The 18,536-nt window shown below is 38.5% G+C and carries 19 protein-coding genes; all 19 read left to right on the top strand.

Translation table 11 applies throughout. The features are described from left to right. Positions 1-51: 51 nt before the first annotated feature. Entirely contained in the window at positions 52-318 is a 267-nt protein-coding gene (locus IGK96_RS07520) for a DUF1294 domain-containing protein (RefSeq protein WP_010828768.1), read from the top strand. 19 nt (positions 319-337) lie between these two features. Next, positions 338-1,366 (top strand): lysylphosphatidylglycerol synthase transmembrane domain-containing protein, encoded by a 1,029-nt coding sequence (locus IGK96_RS07515; protein WP_002360426.1) that lies wholly within the window; start codon positions 338-340, stop codon positions 1,364-1,366. A 140-nt stretch (positions 1,367-1,506) separates the two neighbouring features. Continuing rightward, positions 1,507-2,082 carry a molybdenum cofactor guanylyltransferase gene (gene mobA, locus IGK96_RS07510; protein WP_002374948.1) on the top strand — a complete coding sequence of 192 codons (576 nt, stop codon included), beginning with the start codon at positions 1,507-1,509 and terminating at the stop codon, positions 2,080-2,082. 15 nt (positions 2,083-2,097) lie between these two features. Further along, positions 2,098-2,922, top strand: a complete 825-nt coding sequence (locus IGK96_RS07505; RefSeq protein ID WP_085443225.1) for a formate/nitrite transporter family protein — start codon at positions 2,098-2,100, stop codon at positions 2,920-2,922. After that, positions 2,912-3,493 (top strand): hypothetical protein, encoded by a 582-nt coding sequence (locus IGK96_RS07500; protein ID WP_002363879.1) that lies wholly within the window; start codon positions 2,912-2,914, stop codon positions 3,491-3,493. Before IGK96_RS07505 ends, IGK96_RS07500 begins: the two co-directional genes overlap by 11 nt. After that, entirely contained in the window at positions 3,481-3,969 is a 489-nt protein-coding gene (locus IGK96_RS07495; RefSeq protein ID WP_113821056.1) for an NADH-quinone oxidoreductase subunit NuoE family protein, read from the top strand. The genes IGK96_RS07500 and IGK96_RS07495 overlap by 13 nt, the downstream gene beginning before the upstream one ends. Positions 3,970-3,980: 11 nt before the next feature. Next, positions 3,981-5,279 carry a complex I 51 kDa subunit family protein gene (locus tag IGK96_RS07490; protein ID WP_161975129.1) on the top strand — a complete coding sequence of 433 codons (1,299 nt, stop codon included), beginning with the start codon at positions 3,981-3,983 and terminating at the stop codon, positions 5,277-5,279. A gap of 2 nt (positions 5,280-5,281) precedes the next feature. Continuing rightward, positions 5,282-8,002, top strand: coding sequence for a formate dehydrogenase subunit alpha (gene fdhF, locus IGK96_RS07485; protein ID WP_438756011.1), 2,721 nt, complete (start codon positions 5,282-5,284; stop codon positions 8,000-8,002). 17 nt (positions 8,003-8,019) lie between these two features. Continuing rightward, the gene (locus IGK96_RS07480) at positions 8,020-9,222 is read left to right on the top strand and encodes a molybdopterin molybdotransferase MoeA (RefSeq protein WP_010828771.1); all 1,203 of its coding nucleotides are present in this window, start codon (positions 8,020-8,022) and stop codon (positions 9,220-9,222) included. Between the two features lie 498 nt (positions 9,223-9,720). Continuing rightward, entirely contained in the window at positions 9,721-10,230 is a 510-nt protein-coding gene (gene moaC / locus IGK96_RS07475) for a cyclic pyranopterin monophosphate synthase MoaC (protein WP_002366623.1), read from the top strand. Next, positions 10,227-11,201, top strand: a complete 975-nt coding sequence (gene moaA / locus IGK96_RS07470) for a GTP 3',8-cyclase MoaA (RefSeq protein WP_085443226.1) — start codon at positions 10,227-10,229, stop codon at positions 11,199-11,201. Before moaC ends, moaA begins: the two co-directional genes overlap by 4 nt. Positions 11,202-11,203: 2 nt before the next feature. Beyond that, the gene (locus IGK96_RS07465) at positions 11,204-11,638 is read left to right on the top strand and encodes an MOSC domain-containing protein (protein ID WP_002357714.1); all 435 of its coding nucleotides are present in this window, start codon (positions 11,204-11,206) and stop codon (positions 11,636-11,638) included. Then, positions 11,631-12,113: a MogA/MoaB family molybdenum cofactor biosynthesis protein gene (locus tag IGK96_RS07460; RefSeq protein WP_002361756.1), complete on the top strand. Its 483-nt coding sequence runs from the start codon at positions 11,631-11,633 to the stop codon at positions 12,111-12,113. Before IGK96_RS07465 ends, IGK96_RS07460 begins: the two co-directional genes overlap by 8 nt. Positions 12,114-12,116: 3 nt before the next feature. After that, entirely contained in the window at positions 12,117-13,088 is a 972-nt protein-coding gene (locus IGK96_RS07455) for a molybdopterin-binding protein (RefSeq protein ID WP_010713437.1), read from the top strand. A gap of 18 nt (positions 13,089-13,106) precedes the next feature. Beyond that, positions 13,107-13,907 (top strand): molybdate ABC transporter substrate-binding protein, encoded by an 801-nt coding sequence (gene modA / locus IGK96_RS07450; RefSeq protein ID WP_002357711.1) that lies wholly within the window; start codon positions 13,107-13,109, stop codon positions 13,905-13,907. An 8-nt stretch (positions 13,908-13,915) separates the two neighbouring features. Beyond that, positions 13,916-14,587, top strand: coding sequence for a molybdate ABC transporter permease subunit (gene modB / locus IGK96_RS07445; protein WP_002360415.1), 672 nt, complete (start codon positions 13,916-13,918; stop codon positions 14,585-14,587). Continuing rightward, positions 14,584-15,588 (top strand): ATP-binding cassette domain-containing protein, encoded by a 1,005-nt coding sequence (locus IGK96_RS07440; protein WP_010828773.1) that lies wholly within the window; start codon positions 14,584-14,586, stop codon positions 15,586-15,588. Before modB ends, IGK96_RS07440 begins: the two co-directional genes overlap by 4 nt. Positions 15,589-15,709: 121 nt before the next feature. After that, on the top strand, positions 15,710-17,812 hold the full coding sequence (locus IGK96_RS07435; RefSeq protein ID WP_113851234.1) for a heavy metal translocating P-type ATPase: 2,103 nt from the start codon (positions 15,710-15,712) through the stop codon (positions 17,810-17,812). Between the two features lie 268 nt (positions 17,813-18,080). Beyond that, positions 18,081-18,524, top strand: coding sequence for a cell division protein ZapA (zapA, locus tag IGK96_RS07430; RefSeq protein WP_002357706.1), 444 nt, complete (start codon positions 18,081-18,083; stop codon positions 18,522-18,524). Positions 18,525-18,536 lie beyond the last annotated feature (12 nt).

The following is an 18,536-nucleotide window of genomic DNA, read 5'->3' as shown; positions in this document are numbered from 1 at the left end:
GAATCAGAACAAGGTATCCTAGTACAGTAACTAGTTAGGAGGCCAGAAAGAATGCTTCAGTGGATAGTAATCATTTATTTCCTCGTCATTAATTTAGTATTGTTTAGTATGATGGGTTATGATAAAAAACAAGCAAAACGTGGGGACTGTCGTATTCCAGAACGCCGCTTATTGACGATAGGACTTGTCGGTGGCGGTCTAGGTGGGCTAATGGGACAAAAGAAATTTCATCATAAAACCCAAAAACCAGTTTTTGCATTGTGTTATTCAATTGGCGTAATCGCGATGATTAGTTGCATCTATCTAACGTTTAAGTAAGAACAAAAAAGGAGAAGCGATGAAAGGAAAAGTAAAAATTGGCTTAAATATGTTGTTAATGATTATCGTTTTAGGCGTAATCTTTTATGTCATGGATAATTCATTAAGTGATATTTTTGCTCAACTGATGGAAACGAGTTGGCTGGTGCTGATTGCTGTTATTTTTTTTGGAGTAGTTTATCAATTTGCAGAAGGGCGCTCAATCAAGGAAATAGCTCGTTATTTTAACAAAGACTTTACAACAGTGGATGGTTTTTTTACTTCTTGTTATGTAGCATTTTATCGGATTATTTCATTTGGCACGGGAACCTTGCTTTCAGAAATTTATTTTTATAAGAAAAAGGGAATTCCTGTTTCTAAAAGTGTGGGGATAACGGCATTACATATGATTATGTACAAAGCAGCCGTGATTTTTTTAGCAATTATTGGTTTGATTATTCAATTTTCCCTGTTTTATGAAAATGCGCCTAAGATGATTCCATTCATTTTAGCAGGTGTTATTTTAACATTAGTAATAATTGCAGCATTACTTATTTTATCTAGTAGCTTAAAGTTGCAAGTTTTATTGGTTAAGTTTGCCAATCGTTGGTTTAAACGACCAAAACTAAGAGATTGGGTGGATAATTGTAATTTACAAATCTATTCCTTGCGGGCGGCTGTCCAAACAATTACACAAGATCGCTCAGCGTTGCTTCGAATCTTTTCATGGAATGTATTTAAATTATTATTTTGGTACATTATTCCTTACATTGTTTTAGTAGAAAATCACCCGAATATTGATTTATTATTAGTGATGTCCTTTACCAGTTTTGCTGTTATTCTTTCAGGAGTTATTCCAACACCTGCTGGCATTGGTCCATTTGAATTTGTTTACTTATTGTTGTTTAAACCATTGGTCGGCAATGTTGATGCTGTAGCATCTGTTTTACTGTATCGATTTGGTAGCTTTGTGTTACCCTTTTTGATTGGCTTGGTTTATGTCGCCATTGAGAAACGAAAATCATTACGCATTGAGATTGAAGAAATAAAACGTCAAACAGATGAATAAGGTAGAACGAGAAAAAGAGTCGCTCTTTTTCTCGTTCTTTTTTTTTAAAAGGAATTGACTTGTACGAGGGATGTCTTATAATAGACTTAATACATGACTAAAAAATATTTTTTTGAACTAATAAAAATTATGGTAAAGGGGTGGCGAAAATTATTGCTGATTGTACAGCAGTGCTGTTATGCGGCGGGAAAAGTTCACGGATGGGATTTGATAAAGCATTATTGAAAATTCAAGGCCAATACGTGATCTTGCAAACAGCTGAAAAGTTAATGGAACTGTTCGAAGAGGTTATTTTAGTAACGAATGATAGTCAAAAATTTCCTAAGGCGTTTAGAAAATGCACAATCATTCAAGATATGTATCTTGGAAAGGGGCCATTAGGTGGGATTGTGACAGCAATGAACTATACTCAGAGAGCTGAAGTGTTTGTAATTGCCTGTGACATACCAACTTTTTCTCCTAAACTTGTGTATCAGTTAGCCTCTAAGCGTGGACAAAATCAAGTAACAATCTTTGACTTTGAAGGTCGTCAAGAACCATTATTTGGCTTTTATCGATGTTCTTGTTTACCAACATTTCAAAAACAGCTTGCGCAAAATAACTATCAGATTCGGCAAGAATTTGAGCATCTATCTGTAAAAACGGTGCAACTATCAAAAGAGAATCAACTTAAAAATGTCAATCGAAAAGAAGAATTGTCTCAGTGGTATCGATAAAAAGGAGGAATCGTAATGGATTTTTTCAGTAGTGAAGAAATAGTTGCAAGCTTAGGTGATAAGGCAGAAATGAAAGGGAAATTATCGTTTGTTCGACTCTGTATTTTAGGCATCATGGCTGGTTTTTGTATTGCACTGGGTTACTTGGCGTTTATTCGTATCACTGGAACCGCCCCCACAGAATGGGGAAGTTTTAACAACTTTCTGGGTGGAGCTTTATTTCCAGTTGGGTTGATAACGCTTACTTTTGTTGGTGGTGAGTTAGCAACAGGCAATATGATGGTAATGACATTAGGCGTATTACAGAAAAAGGTTCGAGTGGGCGCTCTTTGTTATAACTGGCTAGTTGTTTTATTGACCAATTGTCTAGGCGGATTTCTCGTAGCGTATTTATTTGGCCATATTGTTGGGTTAACTGAAGGTGCGTTTCTGGATAAAACAGTCGCAGTTGCTCAGGCGAAAATTGCTGATCCACCGCTAGTTGCTTTTGTTTCAGGGATTGGCTGTAATATTTTTGTTTGTTTAGCGGTTTATCTCGGAGCGTTGGCAAAATCATATTTAGGTAAAATGTTTGGCTTGTGGTTTCCTGTCATGGTTTTCGTTGTTTGTGGGTTTCAACACGTGGTCGCCAATGCGTTTATTATTCCAGCGGCAATTTTTTCACAAAGCACCACAATCAGTTGGTGGGATTATTTGCAAAATACACTATGGGTATTTTTAGGCAATGCGGTAGGGGGCAGTCTTTTTATGGCCGTACCATTGATCTTTATGACAAAACCAGCAACTGTCAAACCAAGAGTTGAGAAAACGATTCAGACGGAGGAGCTCTATGGCAATTGAGGTACCAAATATGATTCAAATTGGATCTACTGGTCGGAATAGTGGCAAAACGACATTAGCCGAAGCTCTTATTAAACAGTACCAAGAAGTCTATCCAATTTATGGCTTGAAGATTATTACGATTAGTGGTCAACGAGGGGTGTGTCAACGAGGCACAAAAGGATGCGGAATTTGTACCAGTATTACAGCTGGTTATGAATTAGTAGAAGAGCAAGAGACGATTGGCAATAAAGATACCATGAAATTATTAGCTGCAGGTTGTCAAAAAGTTTTTCTATTGAAAGTTTTTCAAGAAAATTTGGCGGAAGCCATTCAGCAATTTCTGAAAGCTGTGCCGGCCCAAGCATTAATCATTTGTGAATCAAATTCATTACGTAATGTTGTGCAGCCAGGACTATTTCTTATGATGAATAACCAGAATCGCCAAAAAGAATCAGCAAAAAAAGTCATAGATAAAGCCGATTTTTGTTTACTATCTGCTGAAATACCAAAAGAATTGCGCATCTATTATCAAGGAGAACAACTTCAAGTTTCACTAAAAAGGGGGAATAAAAAGGAATGTGTGCATTAAGCTTAATTGAAAAAGAAGCGATTATTCTAGAAAACGATGCTGATCCACAACGAATTTTAAATATTTTAATTGAATTACAATTTGCTTCAGAGGAAGGGTATATCGATCAGGAGACAGCTCAATTAGTTGCAGAGCATCTACATTTAACGGAAGCGCGAGTCTATGAAATCGTCAGTTTTTATGCCATTTTAAAGACGGAACCGCAAGCGAAGTATGTCTTGAAGATTTGTAACAGCACACCGTGTCATTATACTGGTGGGGCGATGGTTGCCGAAGTTTTAGAAACTATTTTAGAAGTGCCAGAGAATCAGCCGACCCCAGAAGGCTTATTTATGTATCACAGTATTCCTTGTATCGGGGCTTGTGATTTAGGTCCAGTAATTAAAATTAAGGACACCGTTTTTAGTCAACTAACAGAAGAGAAAATTTATCAATTAATTCAACATTTACAAAATGATTGCTATGAAGGATTGTAGGAGGTGAGTCAATGCTTAAGAGAAACCAACCAATGTTATTAGAGAGAATGGGAAAAATGCAATCTGCGACCGATGTTTCTGAATATTGTAAATACGATGGATTTGATGGTTTAAAAAGAGCAATTTCACTATCGGATGAAGAAATTTTAAACGAACTGGATATTGCGCACTTAAGAGGTCGCGGTGGAGCAGCCTATCCTTTAGGAAAAAAATGGCGCCATCTTTATCATGCAAAAGGAACCACAAAGTACATTGTTTGTAATGCTGATGAAGGCGAACCAGGGACCTTTAAGGATAAAGTACTTTTATCTGAAGATCCATTGAGTGTGATTGAAGGAATGATCATTGCTGGCTATTTATTTTCAGCAAAAGCGGGTTATATTTATATGCGAGGAGAATATCGCAGAATCCAAAAAACATTTCAAGAAGCACTGGATAATGCACGACAAGCTGGCTTTTTAGGGGAAAACATTTTAGGAATTGAAGGATTCAATTATGATATTACGATTATTTCTGGTGCTGGCGCCTATATTTGTGGGGAAAATTCAGCACTTTTAAATTCAATTGAAGGAAAAACGGGGCGGCCGCGTGTCAAACCACCACACTTAGCAGATGTTGGTTTATATTTGCAACCAACATTAGTGAATAATGTTGAATCATTTGCAAGTGTTCCCGTAATTTTACGAGAAGGTGGACAAGCCTTTTTAGAGATGGGTACTGCCGATGGTGGCGGCACAAAGCTAATTTGTTTGTCTGGACATATTAAAAATCGGGGCTTATACGAGGTCAACCTTGGAACACCATTAGAAGAAATAATTTATGGCGAGCAATACGGCGGAGGCTCTGCAACTGGTCGAGCATTAAAATTTATTCACTTCGGTGGACAATCCGGTCCAATTGGTGCTGTCGCAACGTTAAGGGATTGTTTGTATTCCTACGAAGATTTATGGGCCCATGACTTATCTGTCGGCTCTGGTGCAATTGTAGTAATGGATGATTCAGTCAATGTTGTGGACTATTTAGTACACGTGGCGGCCTTTTTTGCTCATGAGTCCTGTGGTAAATGCACCCCTTGTCGATTGGGAACAACTAGGATTTTGGAATTATTGAGTAAATTCAATCGGAACGAGGCAACAGCTAGTGATTTGCCACGATTGGAAAAGATGCTCACGCATGTCACGCGATTATCAGCTTGTGGTTTGGGCCAATCCGTCGCAACTTCAATGAAGAGTGCATTGGCTTTGTTTCCAGAAGAATTTGAAACGACTGCTGAAACAGAAATCTATGCCACCAGCAAAGGAGGTTGGTAAAAATGAAAACAAAGTTGCATACGCAAACAGTTACGTTGTCTATTGATAACCAAGAAGTAACTGTGCCTAAAGGGACTACTATTCTCGAAGCAGCGAAAACGCTAGGTGTTGAAATTCCAACGCTCTGTCATTTAAAGGAATTAGCACCTGATGGTTCTTGTCGGATGTGCGTGGTTGAGGTGGAAGGCGGCCGACGTGGTGGCTTAACAACTGCTTGTACAGCACATTGTCAAGAGGACATGGTTGTGTCAACACATTCTGAAAAAGTTGCTGATTCCAGACGTTTTATTCTTGATTTATTATTGAGTAATCATAAATTAGACTGTTTTTCTTGTGGAAAAAACGGGGATTGTCAATTACAACAGTATGCGCTAGATTATGGGATTGATGCCACTAGCTTTACCGAGGGAAAAAGAATGCCTTGCCATCAAGAAGATACCAGTAATCCATTTTTCTCTTATGATCCAGAAAAGTGTATCATGTGTCGTCGTTGTGCTCGTGTCTGTCAATTGCGGCAGGGAAGAGATGTACTTAGTATTGCTAATCGTGGCTTTGAAACAAAAATGATGCCGAGTTATGGGCAGGCGTTTGATCAATCTATCTGTGAATCATGTGGCAATTGTGTCTCTTCCTGTCCTACAGGAGCGTTAACAGCAAAAGATACGAAAGAGTACCGCAAATGGGAAACCCAGAAAATTCCTACAACTTGTCCACATTGTGGGACAGGCTGTCAGATGAATTTACTCGTTAAAAATAATCGTTTGGTGGGTGTTGAACCCCTGGATGGACCAGCTAATAAAAATTTACTTTGTGTGAAAGGAAAATTTGCTTCATATAAATTTGTTGGGTCAGGAGATCGCTTAACGGAGCCATTAATTAAACGGAATGGAATTTTTGAACCTGCTTCTTGGGAAGAAGCCTTAACGCTTGTTTCGTCAAAATTTAACGAAATTAAAGCAGAAAACGGTCCGGATGCTCTTGCTGGTTTTTCGTGCTCTAGAGCGACAAATGAAGATAATTATGTCTTTCAAAAAATGGTGCGTGCTGCTTTTGGGACCAATAATGTTGATAACTGTGCCCGTGTTTGTCATTCGGCTTCGGTCCATGGTTTAGCCCAAACCTTAGGCTCTGGTGCGATGACTAATCCTATTGCTGATATCACTGAAGATGTCGACATGATTTTATTAGTAGGTTCCAATCCAGAAGAAGCTCATCCAGTTATTGGTGCGCAAATTCGCCAAGCCATCCAAAGAGGAACGCAAGTTGTTGTTGTTGATCCGCGGAAAATTAACTTAGTGAAGGATAGTGCGCTGCATTTACAAGTTCAGGCGGGAACGAATGTCGCATTTGCTAATGGCATGATGCATGTGATTTTGAAAGAAGGTTTAGCAGATCGCCATTTTATTGAAGAACGGACAGAAGGATTTTTAGATTTAGAAAAAATGGTGGCTGATTATACGCCGGAAAAAGTCGCAGAAATTTGTCATATTCATCCAGAAGATTTAATTGAAGCAGCACGCATGTATGCAAAAGCAGAGAAAGCACCAATCATTTATTGTTTAGGCGTAACGGAACATTCGACAGGAACTGAGGGTGTTATGAGTATGTCTAATTTGGCAATGTTGGTTGGTAAAGTTGGAAAACCAGGCTGTGGTGTCAATCCTTTGCGAGGTCAAAATAATGTTCAAGGTGCTTGCGATATGGGCTGTATGCCTTATGATTTCCCAGGCTATCAAAAAGTCGATAATCCAGAAGTAATCGACAAATTTGAAAAAGCTTGGCATGTGCCGTTAAATCGAAACACAGGTTTAACTTCTACTAAAGTCTTGCCAGCAGCAACGGCAGGAAACGTCAAAGGCCTTTATATTTTTGGAGAAGATCCAATTGTTACGGATCCAGACACAGGACAGGTTCGTCAAGCTTTAGAAAGTTTAGACTTTTTAGTTGTTCAAGAATTATTTATGACCGAAACGGCTGCTTATGCAGATGTCGTTTTACCAGGTATCAGTTATGCAGAAAAAGACGGGACATTTACAAATACAGAACGGCGCGTGCAAAGAGTCCGTAAAGCTGTTGAACCAAGGGGACAAGCGCGAGAAGACTATGAAATTTTTTGTGAAGTCATGACACGGATGGGCTATCCTTGTGCGTATGAATCTGCAAAAGAAATTATGAAAGAAATTTCAGCTGTGACACCTTCGTTTGGTGGAATTAATTATGAACGATTAGAGAAGGAGAGCTTACAATGGCCTTGTCGGAGCTTGACAGATCCAGGTACGCCGATTATGCATGTGGGCAGTTTTGCTCGTGGGAAAGGTTTATTTAAAGCAATTCCGTATAAGCAAGCACAAGAATTACCAGATGAAGAGTACCCGTATTTAATGTCGACAGGCCGAATGCTTTACCATTACAATACCCGAGCAATGACAGGACGAACGGAAGGGATTAACCAAATAGCGAATCACTCTTATATTGAGATAAATGCCGTCGATGCACAAGCTCTGGGAATCCAAGAAGGTGACAAAGTTGAAGTTCATTCTCGACGTGGCAAAATTGAAACCTATGCGGCTGTCGGAAATCGAGTATTTCCGCAAGAAGTCTTTATGACATTCCATTTTCCAGATGGGAATGTTAACGAAATCACCAATGCTGTATTTGATGATATCGCCACAATTCCTGAATATAAAGTTTGTGCCGTTGCGATTAAACCAGTGAATAAATAAAAAAGGATGGTTAAAACATGATCGAGTTGGAAGAAGCACGAGAGAAAATGACCCAACATATGAAGAGTCAATGTGAAACAGAAGAAGTGGCGCTGCTTGATTCCTTGGGGCGGATTAGCGGAGAAACCATTTTTGCAGAGACAGCGATTCCTCATTTTCCTCGTGCCGGGATGGATGGGTATGCCGTTCGTGCAGTAGAAACACGAGGTGCGACTGCTGAAAGCCCAAGTTGTTTAAAAGTCGTTGGTTCTTTAGTGGCAGGGGATTCCATGTTTTATTGTAATCAGACGAATAACTGTGCGATTAAAATAACGACAGGTGCTTTTATTCCAACCGATTTTGATGCTGTAGTGCCACAAGAATGGACGGATTTTGGGCAGGACCATGTTAAAATTTTTCGCTCTGTCACTGCGGGCCAAAACTATGCGGAAATTGGAGAAGATATTGCTTTTCAGCAAAAAATTTTAGCAAAACATCAACAGATTAATAGTCGCATGATTGGTCTGTTGGCAATGCAAGGGATTGATAAAGTTGTTGTATTGAAGCGCATGAAGGTGGGGATTTTAGCGACGGGTAGTGAGTTAGTTTCTTTGGAAAAACCGCTGTCAGTTGGGAAAATTTATAATAGTAATCTCTACATGTTAGCAGCTTTTGTCAAAGCGAGTGGCAATGAAGTAATCCACCTAGACCATTGTTCAGATGACCCTGAAGAATTAGCGAAGAGGCTGATTGAGATTTCACCAAAACTTGATTTATTAATTACTTGTGGTGGTGTTTCGGTAGGTGAAAAGGACAATTTACCTTTAGCGATTAAACGTATCGGAGGAACAGAGTTGTTTCATTTTGTAAATATGAAACCTGGAACCCCAGTTATGGGAAGTCAATTTCAAGAAACACTCATTTTAAGCGTTTCAGGCAATCCGTTTGCGGCAATGGTTAATTTACATCTTTTTTACTGGACATTATTAGCTACTTTTTTTAATTGTGTTGAGTTAAATCTAAAGGAACGAACAGTAATTTTAGCGCATGAATTAGCCCCCAGTAGACTACGTCGATTTTACCGAGCGAAAGAAATAGATGGCACAGTAAATTTAGTGACAAAAAGTCATCTTTCATCCAATTTATCAAATACTTTAGAAACAAATTGCCTGCTAGAACAACCAGCTGGTGTACTACTCAAAAAAGGCGCGCTTGTAAAAGTCTATTATTGGCAAACTTGATGACAACCTGACCTAAGATTAGTATGAAAGTAAGAGCCTGGAACAAAAATCACTTTGAATTTTTGTTCCAGGCTTAAAAATTGATAAACGGCGGGAACAGAAGCAACACTACGCGTTGCTCCGATCTCAACAACTTCTAAGGTGTTTTCTCGACATGCGTCTCGTCACAGTACAGCCTTCAAAAGAGCTACAGCTCTAAGAGTTGCGATGTTTCACTGTGAAGCATGAACAGATGAAATCATCGTACCTACTTGGTGAAGGTCCTTCGGAAATAAGCACTTCTGTCCCGACCTCTTATTGCTTATCAAGTTTTAAGACTTAGACAAAAGTCTGGTCAGGCTAAGCGAAGCACGTAATTTTTGTCGCTTAACTTTTTTAACTTCGATTTCTCGCTAAAAAAAATTGTGGATGCCAGATTGTTTTTTTGATGCAAGAGTGATACACTTGAAAAAGAAGTATTGTGTAAACGTTAACAAATGTCAAATGTGAGGTGGAGAAATGGTTCAAAGTAAGGAATTTACGCACTTGAATACACAAGGAGAAGTGCATATGGTTGATATTTCGGAAAAAAATGACACTGAAAGAACAGCCCTCGCTTATGGAGAAATTCACATGTTGGAAGCGACAGCAGAAGCGATCCAGACCCAAATGATTAAAAAAGGTGAAGTATTACAGGTAGCAAGAGTCGCTGGGATTACCGCCGCAAAACGAACGTTTGAATGGATTCCTTTGTGTCATTTGGTTGCTTTGACAAAGTGTGAAATTCAGTTTGATTGGCGCAATCAAACTTGTTTAGAAGTACGTTGCTTTACAAAAACAGTGGGTTCAACTGGCGTTGAAATGGAAGCGCTAACAGGTGTGCAGGCAGCACTCTTAACAATTTATGACATGTGTAAAGCAATTGATCGAGGAATGACAATGACAAACATTGGTTTATTAGAGAAAAATGGTGGACGTAGTGGTCATTTCATTCGTTCTTCAATTAAATCAAAGGAAAGTGATGAGTGAACAGCATGAAAGATGCATTTAACCGTGAAATTGATTATGTTCGTTTGTCTTTAACAGATCGTTGTGACTTACGTTGCACGTATTGCATGCCAGCAACAGGTCTTTGCTTTTTAAAAAAAGAGCAGCTTCTAACAGATGATGAGATTATTTTTTTACTGAGGATATTAGCGAAAGAAGGCATCAAAAAAGTTAAATTAACAGGTGGTGAACCGCTTGTTAGACCAAATTTACTCTCTTTAATTAAAAGGATAAAGCAAATCTCAGGAATCGAAAAAGTAACCCTAACGACTAATGGCATGAAGTTAGCTCGTGAGGCTCAAGGGTTAAAAGAGGTGGGCTTGGACGGCATTAATATTAGCTTAGACACTTTGGATACAGAAGAATTTCGAGAAATAACAAGAGTTGGTCAGTTAAGGAATGTTCTGGCGGGCTTAGAACAAGCGATTGATGTGGGATTACCTAATATCAAAATTAATACTGTAGCTAGGAAAGAGCTAAGTGAAGCAACAATTGTAGAACTGGCTGAAATCGCTAAGAAAGAGACTGTGCATCTTCGTTTCATTGAAATGATGCCAATTGGATTAGGGAAGGAGCATCCAGGTAAGCAACAAGAAGAAGTAGAAGACATTTTAACCAAACATTATGGAACGTTACAACCATACCAAAAACCATTGGGCAATGGCCCTGCTAGTTATTACGCCTTAAAAGATTTTAAAGGAAAAATAGGTTTTATTAGTGCATTAGGGCATTGTTTTTGCGAGACGTGCAATCGAATTCGAATTACTGCAGACGGCCATTTAAAAACGTGCCTGCATTCTGCAGACGGCTACTCGTTAAAGGAAGCTTTAGCTAAGGAACAAACAGCAGAATTGTTAGGGATTATCAAGAGTGGCATTGCCTGTAAGCCTGAAAAACATCTTTTCTTGGAACAACAAGGAGAACAACGATTTATGTCACAAATAGGAGGGTAAGTATGAAAACAGGAGAAATTATTGCAATAAATATTAGCCCACGAAGAGGCACACAGAAAAAGGAAATTCCTGAAGTCAACTTAATTAAAGGTTTCGGATTAGAAAATGATGCGCACGGCGGGAATTGGCATCGACAAGTCAGTTTGTTATCTTTTGAAGAAATAACGGCTTTCAATGAAAAAGGAGCTCGGGTTGGCAATGGGGCTTTCGGGGAAAACATAATCGTCTCAGGGATTGATTTACGTCAATTACCTGTTGGAACGAAAATGAAAATAGGCGATTCCGAATTGGTGGTTACTCAAATTGGGAAAGAGTGCCATAAACACTGTCAGATTTATGCGCGAGTGGGCGATTGCATCATGCCTAGAGAAGGAATCTTTGCAGTTGTTGTGACAGAAGGTCATATTAAAAAAGGAGACCAGTTAGACGTTGTTTAAAGTTGGCATTGTAACATTAAGTGATCGTTGCTTTCAAGGACTTGCTGTCGACCAATCGGGGCCCTTGATTCGTGAACAGTTACCTGCGCTCTACCAGGTAACCAAACAAACCATTTTACCAGATGAAGAAAATCAATTAGTAGAGCTATTGCAAGAGTGGTCTAAGACCTGTGATTTGATTTTAACGACAGGCGGCACAGGGTTGAGTGAACGGGATCGGACCCCAGAAGCTACCTTACGTGTAGCAGAGCGAATCATTCCTGGGATCAGTGAGGGCTTGCGTCAACTTAGCTTGGAAAAAACACCATTTGCTATGTTAAGTCGAGGCGTTTCTGTTCAAAGAGGACGCACGCTCATTGTTAATTTGCCTGGTAGTCCAAAAAGTGTAACAGAACATTTGCATTTTTTGTTGCCTGTTTTGCCCCACGCTTTGGATTTAATCACAAATAAAAAAATCATACATGATGAGGAATAAACCATGAAAACAATTCGAACAGAAGAGGCAGTTGGCCTTCCGTTGAGTCATGATATTACGCGAATTGACTATGGAAAGACCAAGGAAGTGTGTTTTAAAAAAGGACATATAGTTGTTCAAGAAGATATTCCAATTCTTTTATCATTAGGGAAAAAACATCTGTTTGTTTCCTTGGATCCAGCAGAAATACATGAAGAAGAGGCAGCGACATTTTTGTATAACCTGTTAACAGATGACTCATGTCAGCCGAGTGAAGTCCATGAAGGAAAAATTGTTGCTAAAGCTAGCACGAGAGGTCTTTTAAAAGTCAATCGAGAAAAATTAATTGCTTTAAATGAAATTGAAGGTCTTGCCTTGTCAACTAAAATTACCAATATAGAAGTTCAGAAAGATGAAAAAGTTGCAGCCTTTCGAGTGATTCCACTAACAATTTCTAAAAGCCAATTAGAAAAGGCATGCCAGTTCAGCACGTCTGAGCCACTAATCTCTGTGAAACCTTTCAAAAAAATACGGGTCGGGATTGTAACTACTGGCAGTGAAGTTTACACAGGATTGGTTGAGGATGCTTTTTACCCTGTGTTAAAAGCCAAGTTCTCCGCGTATCCTTTAGTTACGATTGTCAAGCAAGAAATTGTCGATGATCAGCCGCAAAAAATTACTGTTGCGATCAAAAAGATGTTAGCACAAGGGCTTGATCTGATTGTTTGTACAGGTGGTATGAGTGTAGATCCTGATGATTTGACACCGTTAGCAATTAAGCAGACAGGTGCTGAAATCGTAACCCATGGGACACCAGTCTTACCAGGCTCAATGTTTTTGCTGGCTTATAAAGGAGAGCAAACGATCATTGGCTTACCAGGTGGTGTTTTATTTTCAGAAAAAACGGTTTTTGATTTGTTGTTACCAAGATTAATGGCCAAAGAAGTGATTAAAAAATCTGAAATTATTGACTTGAGTTATGGCGGGTATTTATAAAAGAAAAGAGGCGTTCAAATGTCTAAACAAAAAAAGACTGTGTTCTTGCTTAGTTTATTCAGTTTAGTTGCCCTAATTGCTGCATGTACAAATCAGCCGCAAAAAGAAACAGTTTCAACAAAAAAAGAAGAAATAACCCTTGCGGCAGCAGCTAGCTTAGAATCAGTCATGGAGAAGAAAATTATTCCAGCCTTTGAAAAAGAGCATCCAGATATTCAGGTAACTGGAACCTATGATAGTTCTGGAAAATTACAGATGCAAATTGAAAAAGGCCTAAAAGCCGATGTATTTTTCTCGGCTTCGACAAAACAAATGAATGCATTGGTTGCAGAAAAACTAATTAATAAGAAAAGTGTCGTTCCTTTATTGGAAAACCAGCTTGTTCTTATTGTGCCTAACCAAGATCAAGCAAAGTGGCATGATTTTTCTGATTTAAAAAAAGCCCAAATGATAGCAATTGGTGATCCTGCGAGTGTTCCAGCTGGTCAATATGCCGAAGAAGGCTTAAAAGCTTTAGGTGCTTGGTCCTATGTAGAAAAACACGCAAGCTTTGGCACGAATGTAACAGAAGTCCTTGAATGGGTAGCGAATGCAAGTGCAGAAGCTGGCTTGGTTTATGCGACAGATGCAGCAACCAATTCAAAAGTAGCGATTGTTGCGGCCATGCCTGAAGCTGCTTTGAAAAAGCCAATTATCTATCCAGTTGGTAAAGTTGCCGCCTCTAAGAAACAAAAATCAGCGGATGCTTTTTTAAATTTTTTACAGAGTCAACAATGCAGAAAATATTTTGAAAATATTGGCTTTAAGTTAACAAAGTAGGTGGGAAAATGGATGTTCGACCAATTCTTTTATCTTTTCAGACAGCAATAATCGCCATTTTATTTACTTTTATTTTAGGAACAGGCGTTGCGTATATTGTTTTTCGTTTGAAAAATCGTAAATTAAAAATTCTTTTGAATAGTTTATTTACGTTGCCATTAGTTTTACCGCCGACTGTTTTTGGTTTTTTTCTCTTAACTATTTTTGGTGTTCAGCAACCAGTGGGCCAGTTTTTACTTGATTTTTTTGCCATTCAAGTTGTTTTTTCATGGCCAGCTACGGTTATTGCTGCCGTTGCTGTTTCATTTCCTTTAATGTATCGTTCAGCCTTAACGGCGTTTGAACAAATGGATAGTGAATTGTTGGCTGTGGCCCAGACACTCGGATTTTCGGAAAGTCGATATTTTAGAAAAATTGCGTTACCTTTGTCGATGAACGGTCTCTTGGCCGGTGGCGTGTTAGCCTTTGCCCGCGGGTTAGGTGAATTTGGAGCGACGACAATGTTAGCAGGGAATATTGCTGGCAAAACAAGAACGCTTCCTTTAGCTATCTACTCTGCTGTAGCAAGTGGGGATTGGCGTTTAGCCAATCAATATGTTGTGATTATGTTATTACTTTGCCTGATTATTTTATTTTTTACGGAATTTTTTAGTCAGCGCGCTTGGAGAAGATCGGAATGAGATTAATTGTTGATATTCAAAAAGAATTGAAAAGTCATACTTTGCAAATTCAGTTTGAAACAAAGACGCAAACAACAGGAATTTTAGGTGCTTCTGGTTGTGGCAAGAGTATGTTATTAAAATGTATTGCGGGTGTTGAGACTGCGGATAAAGGTCAGATTGTTTTAAATGATCAAGTCTTATTCGATGCTGAAAAAAAGATCAATTTGTCGCCGCAACAACGAAAAATTGGTCTTTTGTTTCAGCAGTATGCGTTGTTTCCTCATTTATCGGTAGTAGAAAATCTCACGTGCGTGACAAAAGATTTACAATTGGTCACTCAATTGCTTGCGTCTTTTCACTTAACTAAAGTCCAACAACAATATCCTAGTCAACTTTCTGGAGGACAAAGACAACGAGTGGCTTTTGCGCGAATGCTAGCGGCTCAGCCGGCTTACCTGTTATTAGATGAGCCATTTTCCGCATTAGATGCACCCTTAAAAGAAGAGCTGCAAATTGAACTTCAACAGCGATTAAGTAATTTAAATCAACATGCCTTAATTGTGAGTCATAGTTTAGATGAACTGTATAAGTTATGTCAGAGTTTAGTGATAATCACAAAAAACCAAACACTTTTTGGTGCAACAAATCAATTATTTAACCAACCTCAAACGATTGAAGCAGCTAAACTCACTGGTTGTAAAAATATTTGGCCTGTCAAACGCATAGATGCGCACAGAGTCCAAGTGATTGGCTGGCAACAAACACTAACGGTTACACAAGAAGTTCCTATTTCTTGTCATTCTATTGGAATTCGGGCCCATGATTTCACAACAGAACCGCAGGCAACCAATCAGATCGAAGTGCATCACTTACAAACATTGTCAGCACCTTTTGAACAAAGTGCTTGGTTTCAACACCAACAAACCAAAATTTGGTGGAAAGGGAGCAATAGACTCAATCCGAAAGTTATTACTCAGTTATCCATTCCACCTACAGCAATTATGCCATTATGTCTATAAAATAGAAAAAGATTACGTGAAGCGGTTGACATATGATTGCATCTTCATTTATAATAGATTCATGAAAGGTTATTCATGTAAACGGAATAATCGCTATTATATAGGGAGTGAAGGTGTTTAAATGCAAAAGAGTTATAAACTAGAAGGACTTGATTGTGCAAGTTGTGCAGACAAAATTGAAAAATCTGTCCAAAAAATTCACGGAGTAGAAAAAGCGCGTGTGGACTTCATGGCTGAAAAGATGACACTGGAAGTTGAATCAGGACATGATTTAGAAGTCGAAAATGAAGCGCGTGCAGTGATTGGTAAGTTAGAACCAGATGTCAAAGTTATTTCTTTAAAAGATGTCAAAGAAGAAGAGGGACGTAATCCAAATAAGAATCGCTTAATTCGTATCATTATTGCATTTGTTTTATTTTTAGCACTTATTATCATTAAACCAAGTAATAATTGGGTTGCTTTGGCGTCTTATTTAGTCGTTTATGTCTTAATTGGTGGCGACATTGTCAAACGAGCGGTAACGAATATTTTTCGTGGGGAAGTGTTTGATGAAAATTTCTTAATGTCTGTGGCAACGATTGGGGCATTCTTTATTGGGGAATATCCCGAAGCTGTGGCAGTAATGTTATTCTACCAAGTCGGCGAATGGTTCCAAAGTGCTGCGGTTGATCAATCCAGAAAATCAATTGCCAAATTAATGGATATTCGTCCAGATTCAGCAAATCTTTTAGTAAATGGACAAATAAAAGCGGTCGCTCCAGATACAATTGAAATTGGGCAACAAATATTAGTGAAACCAGGTGAAAAAGTTCCATTAGATGGCCAAATTATTGATGGATCAAGTATGGTAGATACCTCTGCGTTGACTGGTGAATCCGTTCCAAGAACGGTCAAAGTCGGCGATGAAATCTTAGGTGGTTTTATCAATAAAAATGGGGCCTTGACCATTAATGTTACGAAAAAATTTGGGGATTCAACAGTTAGCAAAATTTTAGATTTAGTTGAAAATGCTAGCAGTAAAAAAGCCCCTGCAGAAAACTTTATTTCGAAATTTGCTCGTTACTATACACCAGTTGTCGTTGTTTTAGCTGTCTTATTGGCAGTGATTCCACCATTTATTTTCCCTGATACTTCTATTAATGAATGGGTTTATCGGGCATTAACGTTCTTGGTTATTTCTTGTCCATGTGCCTTAGTCATTTCTGTTCCTTTAAGTTTCTTCGGTGGAATTGGCGGAGCCAGCAAACTAGGTGTTTTAATTAAAGGGAGCAACTATTTAGAAATTTTAGCGAATACGGAAACGATTGTTTTTGATAAAACTGGTACGCTAACAAAAGGAAATTTTGTGGTTCAAAACATAACTAGTGTTGTCTTACCCGAAGAAGAGTTGTTGCGTTTAACAGCAACAGCAGAACAATTATCCACTCATCCTATTGCTATTTCTATTAAAGAAAGCTATGGCAAAAAAACTGTTCCAGCAACAGCAATTGAAGAGGTTGCCGGACACGGTATCAAAGCCACAATTGAAGGCAAAACAGTTTTAGTCGGTAATGCGAAGTTAATGAAACAATTTGGTATCGAAGCACCAGAAGTGAAGGAAGCGGGAACTTTAATTTTTGTCGCTATTGATAATCAATTTGCAGCCTACTTAGTGATTGCGGATCAATTGAAACCAGACGCCATTTCAGCAATAAAAGAATTAAAAGCTGAAGGGGTCAAACAAACTGTTATGCTGACTGGAGACAATCAACAAGTTGCAGAAGCTATTGCAAAAGAAGTTGGTGTTGATAAAGTTTATGCAGAACTTTTACCAGATGGCAAAGTGGATCGTTTAGAAGAGTTGTTAAAAGCATCTTCACCTAAAAACAAAGTTGCCTTTGTTGGTGACGGCATGAATGATGCACCTGTTTTAGCCCGGGCTGATGTTGGGATTGCCATGGGTGGTTTAGGAAGTGACGCGGCAATTGAAGCTGCTGATGTGGTGATTATGAATGATGAACCAAGTCGTATCGCCTCTGCGATTAAATTATCAAGAAAAACATTGAGAATTGTTAAACAAAACATTATCTTTGCGATTGCTGTTAAAATCATTGTTTTGGTACTAGGTGCATTAGGCTTGGCTTCAATGCAAGCAGCAGTCTTTGCTGATGTTGGTGTAACTATTATCGCTGTTTTAAATGCTATGCGTTGTTTACGTGTAGAAAAGATGAAAGATACTAACTAAGCCTTAAAAAGTACAGCTGAAACAAACATTTTTAGCTGATTATCAGGTTTTGAGCGTGGGACAAAAATCACTTTGACTTTTTGTTCCACGCTTTTTCTCCTACACAATTTCTATTCGTTCTTAAATTGCCAGAGTTCTTGTAAAGAAATCTTTAAATTTTTCGCTTTGTGGCATATAATAAGAGAGAATTTGTACGAAAATTGCGCTTCGCTTTTTTTTCATGGTACAATAAGCAAGAATGGATTGATTTACAGGAGGGAACCTCAACATGGCATCAAATGAAAAAACACGATATAAAGCAATCATTGCAGACCATACGTATACAATTATTGGCCAAGAGTCAAAACAACATATGGATTTAGTCACAAAAATTGTCAACGAACAACTGGCGGAAATTAAACATCTTTCTCCGCAAACTGATACGGAACAAGCTTCTGTTTTATTAGCAATTAATGCAATTTCAGATCAACTAAAAAAACAAGAATATGCTTTAAAATTGGAAAAACAAGTAGCAGATTTAAAACAGAAAACCATTCGTTTGGCTGAATTAGAGAATCGTGTGCGCCGAATGGAAATTATCGAAGAAGAAGCACGGGATGTTTTGAAAAAGAATGGACAAGAAGATGTAGAAATTCATAATCATGTGGAAGCCCAACAAATTTTGAATGAAAATCGAAAACAGCAGATTCAAAATAAAGGTGTTTCGGAGTAGTTCCTGAAAGGA

The organism is Enterococcus sp. DIV0682, assembly GCF_051712685.1.
Taxonomy (GTDB): Bacteria; Bacillota; Bacilli; order Lactobacillales; family Enterococcaceae; genus Enterococcus; species Enterococcus faecalis.
The sequence above is the reverse complement of the archived record's forward strand: the minus strand, read 5'-3'. Positions and strand labels throughout refer to the sequence as shown.